Genomic DNA, 12,080 nt, shown 5'->3' on the forward strand with positions numbered 1-12,080 from the left:
TACGGGCGTCAGGCATGGCGACGATTGTATGGAATCCGTATCAAGGCATATTATAACCCGTCAAAAATTAGTAAAAAAAAGACCGCACTTTTAAAGTGCGGTCAATATATCGGAGAATTTTATTATTTTTTCTTAGCATATTTTAATGAGTCGATAGCAACGGCTAAGATGATAATGCTACCTTTAATAATATATTGCCAGTACGGGTTTACGCCGATGTAGGTTAAACCGTAGTTGATAACGGTGAAAATTAACACCCCGGTTACTACACCGATGATAGTCCCCACGCCGCCCGCGAATGATACACCGCCTACCACACAGGCTGCGATGGCATCCAATTCGTACATGAAACCTAAGTTATTGGTTGCAGACCCGATACGGCCGGCTTCCAACATACCGCCGAAAGCATAGAATACGCCGGCTAACATATAGATAACCAATAGGTTGCGTGTTACGTTTACCCCTGAAACACGCGCCGCTTCCGGGTTACCGCCGATGGCAAAGATATTTTTACCGAAACGGGTTTTGTTCCATAAAATCCACATTAAGATTGTCGCGATAATGGCGTAAATCGTAATGTATGAAAGTTTAAAGGAACCGAAACGGAAGAATCCTTGCGCGAAAGAAGAAAAGTTTTCGCTGAATCCGGCAATCGGCGAACCGCCTACCGCATCATAGTAAAGTGAGTTGAAACCGTACACGATGATCATGGTACCCATGGTGGCGATAAACGGCGTTACATTTAAGATAGCGACCACAAAGCCGTTGATCAAACCGATTACGGCACCGATTGAGCACACAATCAGTATCACTACGAAAATCGGCATTTCAGGCAGGTTCGGAAATACGCGGTTTAAGTTATCAATTGCCTGTAACATGGTGGCGGCCACCACAGCGGCTAAACCTACCTGGCGACCGGCTGATAAGTCGGTACCCTGTACCACCAATAAACCGGCGATACCTAATGCAATGATTAGTCGCACTGAAGATTGAGTAAGAATATTACTGAAGTTCATCAGGTTTAAAAATGATGGGTCTTGAGCAATAATTACACCTAATAAAATTAATAAGACGAAGTAAATGGCATTTTGTTTGAAGAAATCCCATGTTTTATTTTTTTGTCCAGCCATACTGCAATTCCTTCTATAAATATTTAGCAGCTAGTTGCAAAATTTCTTCTTGCGAAGTTTTTGCTGTTTCAACAATACCGGCAACTTTACCGTTGCTCATTACTAAAATCCGGTCGGTAATCCCTAATAATTCGGGCATTTCCGAAGAGATCATAATGATACCTTTGTCTTTTTGGGCAAGTTGCATAATAAGTTGATAAATTTCGTATTTCGCGCCCACGTCAATCCCACGGGTCGGTTCGTCCAGCATCAGAATTTCAGGTTGTGTGAGCAACCAGCGGCCGATAACCACTTTTTGTTGGTTACCGCCGGAAAGCGAGCCGATGGTAGTTTTATGGGACGGGGTTTTCACGTTCATTGAATCGATTACCCATTGAGTATCGCTTTTCATTTTCTTGTCACTCAATAAGCCCCATTTGTTCATATAGGATTTCATATTTGAAATCAATGAGTTAAATTCAATACTCAGGTTTGCGTAAATCCCGGTGGAACGGCGTTCTTCGGTTACCAGAGCAAAGCCGTTGTTGATGGCTTCAAGTGCGGTACGATTTTTCATAATTTTGCCATGAAGTTTTACCGTACCGGATTTACGCTCGCGCACACCGAAAATGGTTTCGACGATATCGGTCCGTTTTGCCCCCACAAGACCGGCGATCCCCAGAATTTCACCTTTGCGTAATTCAAAATTAATATCCTGAATGGAAGGTTGGTTTAATGCGGTTAAATGTTCCACCTCAAGAATCACTTCTTTCGGCTCGTTGATTTTTGGCGGGAAGCGTTGCGTTAATTCACGGCCTACCATCATGGCGACAATTTGTTCCATAGTGGAGCCTTTTACCGGCACCGTATTAATCCATTTACCGTCGCGCAAAATGGTAATTTCATCGCAAATTTTAAAGATTTCATCCATTTTGTGGGAAATATAAACGATTCCGCAACCGCGATCTTTTAATTTTTCGATGATTTTAAATAAATGCTCCACTTCTTTTTCGGAAAGAGAAGAAGTAGGTTCATCCATGATTACGATCTTTGCGTTATAAGAGAAAGCCTTGGCAATTTCTATCATTTGCATTTGCGAAACGGATAAATTGGCAACTTTTTCTCTCGGATCAATGTCGATATCGAGCTCGTCAAAAATGGCTTTGGTATCGTTATACATTTTTGTATGATCCACAAACACGCCTTTTAACGGATAGCGGCCCAACCAAAGATTATCCATTACATTACGCTGACGGACGAGATTGAGTTCTTGGTGCACCATGGAAATCCCATTTTCCAGCGCTTCTTTCGACGTTTTGAAATTTACCGGTTTACCAAGAAAAAGAATTTCCCCTTCATCTTTGGCATAAATACCAAACAGGCATTTTAATAAAGTAGATTTACCCGCACCGTTTTCTCCCATAAGGGCGTGAACGGAATGGGATTTGACAGTTAAATTTGCTTTATCTAGCGCTTTTACACCAGGGAAAGATTTACTCACGTTTGTCATGGTGAGTAGCACTTGATTATCACTTTGCGCTGATTGTGCTGTCATAAGTACCTCACTGAATAAGGCTATAAAACAGGCATGAGGCGACCCTCATGCCCAAACAGAAAAATTATTTTAAGAATTCGGATAAATTATCTTTATCTACGCCGACGTAAGGGATACGCACAACGCGGTTTTCCGCTTTGTATTGCGTACCTTCGGTGGCGTCTTTACCTTGCGCTAAGTTGTTGGCTAACTGAACGACCGCTTTGCCTTGGTTTACACCGTCATTTAACACGGTACCCGCAATGTCGCCTTTTTTGATCAGTTGCAGCACTTCAGGTAATGCGTCCACACCGAAGATCGGCAATTTTTTACCGTGCGCTTTGGTCGCTTCTAAAGCGCCCATTGCCATACCGTCGTTGTTTGAGATAATTACTTCAATATCGTTTGCGCGAGAACTGGATAACCAGGCATCGGTTTTATCTTTTGCCATTGCCGCATCCCACATACCGGTATCGATAAAGAGTTGTTCGGTTTCAATGCCGTTGGCATTTAATTGCTCAATAACATATTTAGTACGGGCTTCGGCATCCGGGTGACCGGGTTCGCCTTTTAACAATACATATTGAATTTTGCCGTCTTTATTTAAGTCTAATGCAGGGTTGGCTTTCCATTGTTTGGCAATTAAATCGCCCTGGATTGTGCCGGACTCTTTCGGGTCGGTACCTACATAATAGGCTTTTTCATATTTTGCCAATGCTTTTTCGCCCGGGTCTTTGTTGAAGAACACAACAGGAATATCATCCGGTTTTGCTTTGCTGATAACTGTCGGCGCGGCGGACGGGTCCACTAAGTTGATGGCAAGAGCTTTTACGCCTTTTGAAATCAGCACGTCAACTTGGTCATTTTGAATAGATTGCGCATTTTGCGAGTCATTCATTAATAATTGAACGTCTTTTAAGTTGGTCGCTTCTTTATCAATTTCTTTACGCATTAACGCCATAAAGTTGTCATCATATTTATAGATTGTTACACCGATTTTTGTATCAGCCTGTGCAGTTGAAATACCTGCGCCTAAACCTACCGCTAATGCAACTGCGCTTAATACTGTTTTTTTCATAATGAAATTCCTCTGTGCTAAAGACTGGAAATAAAATGTGTATTTAATTACCCACTAAAACGGATATCAATGGATAACGTGGTGCTTAAAATACAATGTTTAATAACTTAATACTGTGATCGCTTTCACAATATTGAAAATATGTGGAAACGATTACATAAATTTTATGGATTATTACAGTTTTCCGTTGAAAAACGGCGCACGACAGTAGGGTTAAATTGAGCGTGCAAAGGCGTCTCAATCCCTTCATTGACTAAGCTTAAGGCTAATCTTGCTGCATAATTAGCCATTAAATCAATAGGATAACGAATAGTTGTCAATTTAGGGATTAAATAGCGGGAAATCGGCATATCATCAAAACCTATTATAGAAAACTGGCGTGGAACATTGATATTGTTTTCATTTAATACGGATAACGCGCCAGCCGCCATACTGTCGTTATAGGCGACTACGGCGGTTAAATCGGAGTGATAGCTCAATAATTTGATCATTGCTTCTTCGCCGCCCTCAAAATCGGGCGAACTTTGGATAATGGCATCGTCTATTTGAGGTAAACGATGATGTTGCAACGCCTGAATATAGCCTTGTCTTCTTTCTTCCTCGTCATTGATGTGATGATTCGAACCGATATAACCGATACGTTTATGCCCAAGTCGAATCAGGGTTTCCGTGGCTAAAAAGGTTCCCCGCTGATTATCAAGGCTTACGCAGCGATGTTCATAACCCTGAATGCTGCGGTTGATAATAACCATGCCGGGCACCTGCTCAAGATAGTTTGCTAATTCTTCGTCGCTTAAGGCTTTAGAATGTACCACCAGGCAACTGCAACGCTTACGTAGCAAGGTATCAATAGCGTTACGTTCTTTCTCGGCATTATGATAACCAATACCGATCAAAATAGTTTTGTTATATGAAGAAGCAACCTGATCAACGGCTTTAACTAAAATAGCAAAGAAGGCATCCGTTACGTCCGTTACCACAACGCCGATAGTATCCGTAGTCTGCAGGGCGAGCGCCTGAGCATTGGCGTTAGGCGAATAACCTAATTTCTCTACCGCACTTTGCACCGCTTTGCGGGCTTTCTCGCTTGAGGAGGCATTATTTAATACGCGGGAAACGGTGGCGACGGATACGCCCGCCTGTTTGGCTACGTCACGAATGGTAATCATATTTTCTCCTTGCCGTAATAATGAAGAAATTCTAAGGATTATGGTTTTCTATCATATAGAAAAATTGTCATTATTGAAAACGGTTACTTTTAAAATTTGTATATATTTTACAAAAATAATTGCCTTTATATCAGATTAAATTGGATAAATGTGATCTTGCTCACAGTTTATTTATTTAATTGTGCTATCTTTATTCGCAATAAAATGTAACCGTTTTCAATATAATCAGGAGGCCTGCACATGAGCATTTCTTTTGACCCGACAGAACACCCGCACCGTCGTTATAATCCTTTGACCGATCAATGGGTCTTAGTTTCCCCGCACCGGGCAAAACGCCCTTGGCAAGGTCAGCAGGAAAAAGTTGCCGAGGAAGAAAAACCAAGCCATGACCCGAATTGTTATCTTTGTCCGCGTAATGCGCGAATTACGGGCGAGCTTAATCCCGATTATAAAAAACCTTATGTATTCCGAAATGATTTTTCGGCTTTATTGCCTGAAACGCCGGCGCCGGAACAAACAGCGGATCCGCTATTTCAAAGCAGCCGGGCTCAGGGGGAAAGCCGTGTGATTTGTTTTTCGCCGGATCATAGCAAAACTTTGCCTTTATTGACTGTAGAAGAAATCACAGAAGTCGTCAAAGTGTGGCGGGAACAGCTCCGGGAATTAGGGCAAAAATACCAATGGGTTCAGATTTTTGAGAATAAAGGTGCGGCAATGGGTTGTTCAAACCCGCATCCTCACGGTCAGATTTGGGCGAATAGCTTTCTGCCTAACGAAGTGGCGAGAGCCGATCTGAATCAAAAGAAATATTTTGAAAAACAAGGTTCCGTCCTGCTTTTAGACTATGCAAAACGAGAATTGGAACGCAAAGAACGTATTGTGGTGGAAACCGAACATTGGCTTGCGGTTGTGCCTTATTGGGCGGTTTGGCCTTTTGAAACCTTATTAATGCCGAAGAAAGCGCATATCAAACGCTTGACGGACTTAACGGAAGAACAAAGCCGGGATCTCGCTCTTGCCCTGAAAAAACTGACAACAAAATACGACAATTTGTTTGAAATTTCTTTCCCTTATTCTATGGGTTTCCACGCCGCGCCATTTAACGGCGAAGAAAACGAACATTGGCAGCTTCACGCCCATTTTTATCCGCCGTTATTACGTTCCGCAACAGTACGGAAATTTATGGTGGGCTATGAAATGCTCGGCGAAAGCCAACGAGATCTCACCGCCGAACAAGCTGCGGCGAGATTACGGGATTTAAGCGAAGTGCATTATAAAATGCGTAAATAATTCAATTATTAGTGAGGGCGTATCGCATACGCCCTTGACAAATAAAAACAAGTTTATTCGGGGCGTATGCGATGCCCCTACGGTAATTTGAAAGGATTGAAGTATGCAACCTAAAGACCTGGCTAAAAAATTATTTTCCGAAAAATTCAACCGCACTTCAGAGTTGAATGTGTACGCACCGGGGCGTGTAAATATTATCGGCGAACATACGGATTACAACGACGGTTTTGTTATGCCTTGCGCAATTAATTACGGCACGGCGGTGAGCGGAGCGAAGCGCGACGATCATACATTTTGTGTTTATGCGGCGGATTTAGATCAATTTGACTGCTTCCGTTTAGACCGACCTATTGAACAGAATCCAAGCGAAAAATGGACGGGTTATGTACGCGGCGTGGTGAAATTTATTCAGGAATGTTGTCCCGAATTTACCCAAGGCGCGGATCTGGTAATTAGCGGTAACGTGCCGCTTTCATCCGGGTTGAGTTCGTCCGCCTCTTTAGAAGTCGCCGTCGGCAAATTTTGCCAACAATTAGGCGAACTTCCGCTTTCCAATACGGATATCGCATTAATCGGACAAAAGGCCGAAAATAAATTTGTCGGCGCCAACTGCGGTAACATGGATCAATTGATTTCAGCGCTTGGTCAACAGGATCATTTATTGATGATCGACTGCCGTTCCCTCGAAACTAAAGCAACGCCGGTACCGCATAATATTGCGGTAATGATTGTTAATTCTCATGTGAAACACGATTTGGTTACCGGCGAATACAATACCCGTCGCCAACAATGCGAAGCCGCCGCCAAATTCTTTGGCGTAAAAGCGTTGCGGGACGTGTCGATTCAACAGTTTAAAGAAAAGGAAGCGGAATTGACCGCCCTTGACGGTGAAGCGGCAAAACGCGCCCGCCATGTAGTCACTGAAAACCAACGGGTGTTAGATGCGGTGGATGCATTAAATCAGGGCGATATTTCGCGTCTTGGCGAATTAATGGGGCAATCTCATGATTCAATGCGGGACGATTTTGAAATCACTACGCCGGAAATTGATTATTTAGTGGAACTTGCCCAACAGGTAATCGGCAAATCCGGCGGCGCACGCATGACAGGCGGTGGTTTTGGCGGCTGTATTGTGGCGGTTGCGCCGGTAGAAAAAGTGGAGGAAGTGCGTAAAATTATCGCCGATAACTATCAAAAACGCACAGGCATTAAAGAAGATTTCTATGTTTGCACCGCCTCTCAAGGAGTGCATTTATGCTAAAAACTTTGCAAAAAACGACCGCACTTGCACCGGATAATCAGCCTTTTCAAATAGTGACATTAAGCAATAAAAACGGAATGAAGGTGCAGTTTATGGATTGGGGCGCCACTTGGATTTCTTGCCAAGTACCGGTAAACGGCGAATTACGGGAAGTTTTGTTAGGCTGCAGGGCGGAAGATTATTTGCAACAAAGCGCTTTTTTGGGTGCGACGGTAGGGCGTTATGCAAACCGCATTGCCAATGCGCGTTTCGAACTAAACGGGCAAACTTTCCCGTTGACGGCAAATCAGGGCGTGCATCAATTACACGGTGGTGACGGTTTTGATAAACGCCGTTGGAAAATCGAAAAGTGCGGTGAAAATTTTGTGACTTTTTGTTTAAATTCGGTTGACGGCGATCAAGGCTTCCCCGGTAACGTTGAGGTGGTGCTGAATTACGAATTAAGCGAAGATAATGCGCTTACCGTCAGATTCCATGCGACTCCAGATAAAGATACGCCGCTCAATTTAACCAACCATGCGTATTTTAATTTAAATAATGCGATCCGGGGTTGTGATGTGCGCGGGCATTCTTTGCAGCTTAATGCGGATTATTTTTTACCCGTAGACACTGACGGTATTCCCAATGCGCCGTTAAAATCAGTGGAAGCCACCAGTTTTGATTTTTTGGAGGAAAAACCAATCGGGTTGGATTTCTTGCAGGAAGAACAGCAATTAACCAAAGGTTATGATCATGCTTTTCTGCTAAATAGCAATGCGGAAAAAACTTGCGCAATTCTGACTGCACTTGATCGTTCTCTCAGCCTTCAGGTTTTCACTTCACAGCCCGCATTACAGGTTTACACCGGTAACTATCTCGCCGGCGTACCGACCCGACTCGGCAGCAGTTATGCGGATTATGCCGGCATCGCGTTAGAAACCCAAGCTCTGCCCGACACCCCGAACCATCCCGAGTGGCAACAATACGGCGGCATAACGAAAGCCGGCGAAACCTACCGACATTGGACGACGTTTCGGTTTATTTAAATAAGATACCTTACGGTGGTATTTATGCTATTGAACCGGAAGCTTATTTGATTGATGAAGTGGTAATGAAACTAATTGATTTAATTGATCCGCAACTTTAAACAGATCTTAAACTATTTATCAAAAAAGCTTACTTCGGTAAGCTTTTTGGTTATTGACAAAGTCCTCCGTAGGGGCGGAATTTATTTCCGCCTTTTATAATAACACTGATAATTCAATATGTTATGGACAGGCATAAAGTCTGTTCCTACAAATTTTTAATAAATCTTTAGGTTTGTCATCAGTCTGAAGCTTACTTCGGTAAGCTTTTTGGTTTTGTTATTTTACATTGCTAATTAGTATTGTCATTGCGTTTACAATTCCCCGGCGGAATAATTTTTTCCGCCCTAGCTATCCCCGGTAAAATATGGTATTTTTTATCCGTCAATCCGACAGAAACTTATTTACCCTCTATGAACGAAGAACACTCGACTAAGACAACCCAAGATACCATTCAAAAGAAAAACTTTTTCCAATCTCTGTTTGATCGTTTTTTTCAAGGCGAGCTTAAAAATCGGGACGAGTTAGTGGAAGTGATCCGTGATTCGGAACAAAACGAACTTATCGATCAAGATACCCGTGAAATGATTGAAGGCGTGATGGAGATCGCCGAATTGCGGGTTCGGGATATTATGATTCCTCGCGCACAAATCGTTTTTATCCAGACTGATCAGGATCTTGAGAGCTGCCTTGATACTATTATCAGCTCGGCGCATTCCCGCTTTCCGGTGGTAGGTAACGAGAAAGATAACGTTGCCGGCATTTTACATGCCAAGGATTTACTTAAATTTTTGCGTACCGATGCGGAAGAATTCCAGCTTGAAAGCCTGTTGCGTCCGGTGGTTATCGTGCCTGAGAGTAAACGGGTGGATCGCATGTTGAAAGAATTTCGTTCCGAACGTTTTCATATGGCGATTGTTGTAGACGAATTCGGTGCGGTTTCCGGCTTGGTAACCATTGAAGATATTTTAGAACAGATTGTCGGTGACATTGAAGATGAATTTGACGAAGAAGATATAGCGGATATTCGTCAACTTTCCCGCCACACCTATGCGGTGCGGGCGTTAACCGATATTGATGATTTTAATCAACAGTTCGGCACGCATTTTGAAGATGAGGAAGTGGATACCATCGGCGGAGTGATAATGCAGGCGTTCGGTTATTTACCGAAACGCGGCGAGGAAATTACTTTGGAAAACATTCATTTCAAAGTAACCTCGGCAGACAGCCGGCGCATTATTCAGTTGCGCGTAACGGTTACCGATGAACAGTTGGCGGAAATTGAAAAATCTGCGGAAGAGAAAGAAGAATAATATTCGCAAGGCGGTTTAAAAACCGTCTTCAGGTTATTAACAAAGTCTTTCGTAGGGGCGGAATTTATTTCCGCCCTTTATAATAACTGATAATTCAATATGTTATGGACAAACATAAAGTCTGTCCATACAAATGTTTAATAAATCTTTAGGTTTGTCAGCAGTCTGAAGGCTGTTTAAACAGCCTTTTTGCTTTTTTACTGAACTCTCATGCTAAAGTAGCTCTAAAGGGGCCATGTATACTTGCCTTGCGTAAATAAATGAACAAAAAATAGAAGAACAAATATCAATGAACAATATTTTTACTTATATAATCGCTATATTAACCGGCGCCGCCGGAGTTTTAGCCTTTTCCCCTTTTGATTTGTGGGGCTTTGCTTATGTTTCTTTAATCGGATTGCTGTTCGTTATCAAAAATCCGCAAAAAAAGACCGCACTTTTATCGGCGTTTCTTTGGGGATTAAGCTTTTTCAGTATCGGCGTGAGCTGGCTACATGTGAGCATTCACCAATTCGGCGGTTCGCCTTTATGGTTAAGCTATATTTTGGTGGTAGTGCTTGCCGCTTATTTATCGCTTTATCCGTTATTATTCGCTTATATTGTCCGCCGTTTTAATGTTACAAGCCTTGTAATATTCCCCGTGATTTGGACATTCACCGAATTTTTGCGCGGCTGGATTTTCACCGGTTTTCCGTGGCTGCAATTCGGTTACACGCAAATCGACAGCCCGTTTTACGGCATTGCGCCGCTATTCGGGGTAACAGGTTTAACTTTTTTTGTGATGTGGGCAAGTGCGGTCATTTTCAGCGGAATTTCAGCATTAATTCAAACACCTAAAAAACTGCCCGTCGCTTTGGTTAATGCTCTGTTGCTGCTAAGTGTCGGCGGATTGGCAGCGCTGTCTTCACAAAAAATATTTGTGAAAGAAGTGCCGGAAAAAGCGCTTACCGTTACGCTTGCACAAGGCAATATCGAACAGAATCTGAAGTGGGATCCGCAATATCTTTACGCAACCTTAGATATTTACCGGAAACTAATTCTCGAGCATTTAGCCACGAGTGATTTAATTGTATTACCGGAGTCCGCATTGCCGGCATTGGAAAATCAGTTGCAACCTTTCTACCAGGCTTTGCAAACGGCTACACAAGAAAAAGGTACGGAGGTGCTGATTGGCTCGGTTTATCATGATGAAAAATCGGGTAAATTGTTAAATTCCATTGTTTCGGTGGGGAATTCGGCACAGCCTTATCAAGCGGGAAATGCTGCAAGCGCCATGCGCTACAGTAAACATCATCTGGTGCCTTTTGGCGAATATGTGCCGTTGGAAAATTTATTGCGCCCTTTAGGTTCGGTATTTAATTTGCCGATGTCCGCCTTTCAAAGCGGTGATTTTATTCAGAAACCCTTATTAGCAAAAGGGCGGGCTTTAACCCCGGCAATTTGTTATGAAATTATTTTAGGCTCGCAACTGCAACAAAATCTGCAGCCAAATACCGATTTTCTGCTTACGGTTTCCAACGACGCTTGGTTCGGCGACAGTATCGGCCCTTGGCAACATTTACAAATGGCAAGAATGCGCGCTTTAGAATTGGGCAAACCCCTGATTCGAGCGACCAATACCGGCATTAGCGTATTTATCAACGCACAAGGCAAAGTGATTTCGCAAGCGCCGCAATTCGAGCAAACCGCATTAACGGAAAAAATCGCCCCGACCGAAGGCAAAACCCCTTATGCCGCCTTAGGCGACAAACCGCTTTATTTGCTGGCGTTTATTTTTGTTATGTTGCGCGTACTAGCCATATTTATCAAACGAAAAGTGCTGAAAAGTGCGGTATAAATTTACAAAATTTTGAGCAAACTAAAAGCCCTAAGATTTAATTTCTTAGGGCTTTTTGCTGATTGTTTGTTGCCGCCGAAAACGGACGGGCTGATTAACGGCTACGGAAAATGATACGACCTTTGTTTAAATCGTACGGAGTCATTTCAATCGTTACTTTATCGCCGGTTAAAATACGAATATAGTTTTTACGCATTTTGCCTGAAATATGAGCGGTTACCACGTGACCGTTTTCTAATTCAACACGAAACATTGTGTTTGGCAAGGTTTCTAAAATTGTACCTTGCATTTCAATGCAATCTTCTTTTGCCATTGTATCCTCTAAAAAATAATGAAATTTTTACCGCACTTTTGCGGAAGCTTTTTTGAATGGTGCGAATTATAGCCGTTTTTGTGTGGCGGGGGAAGTTTTTATTTATGTTAAA

The 12,080-nt window shown here is 42.8% G+C and carries 10 protein-coding genes; 5 read left to right on the plus strand and 5 right to left on the minus strand.

All coding sequences use genetic code 11. The features are described from left to right. Positions 1 to 122: 122 nt before the first annotated feature. The 4 genes from mglC to A4G13_RS01080 all read right to left on the minus strand — a co-directional run bounded on the left by mglC (position 123) and on the right by A4G13_RS01080 (position 4,890). The gene (gene mglC, locus A4G13_RS01065; RefSeq protein WP_011199820.1) at positions 123 to 1,130 is read right to left on the minus strand and encodes a galactose/methyl galactoside ABC transporter permease MglC; all 1,008 of its coding nucleotides are present in this window, start codon (positions 1,128 to 1,130) and stop codon (positions 123 to 125) included. Between the two features lie 13 nt (positions 1,131 to 1,143). Continuing rightward, positions 1,144 to 2,664, minus strand: a complete 1,521-nt coding sequence (gene mglA / locus A4G13_RS01070) for a galactose/methyl galactoside ABC transporter ATP-binding protein MglA (protein WP_011199821.1) — start codon at positions 2,662 to 2,664, stop codon at positions 1,144 to 1,146. A gap of 64 nt (positions 2,665 to 2,728) precedes the next feature. Beyond that, positions 2,729 to 3,721 (minus strand): galactose/glucose ABC transporter substrate-binding protein MglB, encoded by a 993-nt coding sequence (mglB, locus tag A4G13_RS01075; protein WP_011199822.1) that lies wholly within the window; start codon positions 3,719 to 3,721, stop codon positions 2,729 to 2,731. Positions 3,722 to 3,885: 164 nt separating this feature from the next. Beyond that, positions 3,886 to 4,890 (minus strand): substrate-binding domain-containing protein, encoded by a 1,005-nt coding sequence (locus A4G13_RS01080; protein ID WP_090654393.1) that lies wholly within the window; start codon positions 4,888 to 4,890, stop codon positions 3,886 to 3,888. 240 nt (positions 4,891 to 5,130) lie between these two features. Here A4G13_RS01080 and galT point away from each other — a divergent pair, with 240 nt between their 5' ends. From galT to lnt, 5 genes are all read left to right on the plus strand, one after another. Next, complete coding sequence (gene galT, locus A4G13_RS01085) at positions 5,131 to 6,180, plus strand: galactose-1-phosphate uridylyltransferase (protein WP_090654395.1); 1,050 nt, start codon at positions 5,131 to 5,133, stop codon at positions 6,178 to 6,180. A 103-nt stretch (positions 6,181 to 6,283) separates the two neighbouring features. Beyond that, positions 6,284 to 7,441 (plus strand): galactokinase, encoded by a 1,158-nt coding sequence (galK, locus tag A4G13_RS01090; protein ID WP_090654398.1) that lies wholly within the window; start codon positions 6,284 to 6,286, stop codon positions 7,439 to 7,441. Beyond that, positions 7,435 to 8,466: a galactose-1-epimerase gene (gene galM / locus A4G13_RS01095; protein ID WP_090654401.1), complete on the plus strand. Its 1,032-nt coding sequence runs from the start codon at positions 7,435 to 7,437 to the stop codon at positions 8,464 to 8,466. The genes galK and galM overlap by 7 nt, the downstream gene beginning before the upstream one ends. Before the next feature lie 452 nt (positions 8,467 to 8,918). Beyond that, a complete protein-coding gene (corC, locus tag A4G13_RS01100; protein ID WP_041639583.1) occupies positions 8,919 to 9,818 on the plus strand; it encodes a CNNM family magnesium/cobalt transport protein CorC in 900 nt (299 codons plus the stop codon). Between the two features lie 289 nt (positions 9,819 to 10,107). Continuing rightward, on the plus strand, positions 10,108 to 11,655 hold the full coding sequence (gene lnt, locus A4G13_RS01105) for an apolipoprotein N-acyltransferase (RefSeq protein WP_090654403.1): 1,548 nt from the start codon (positions 10,108 to 10,110) through the stop codon (positions 11,653 to 11,655). 94 nt (positions 11,656 to 11,749) lie between these two features. Here lnt and infA read toward each other — a convergent pair whose 3' ends face one another. Beyond that, positions 11,750 to 11,968 carry a translation initiation factor IF-1 gene (gene infA, locus A4G13_RS01110; protein WP_005717339.1) on the minus strand — a complete coding sequence of 73 codons (219 nt, stop codon included), beginning with the start codon at positions 11,966 to 11,968 and terminating at the stop codon, positions 11,750 to 11,752. Between the last annotated feature and the right edge of the window lie 112 nt (positions 11,969 to 12,080).

This window comes from Basfia succiniciproducens (assembly GCF_011455875.1).
Taxonomy (GTDB): Bacteria; Pseudomonadota; Gammaproteobacteria; order Enterobacterales; family Pasteurellaceae; genus Basfia; species Basfia succiniciproducens.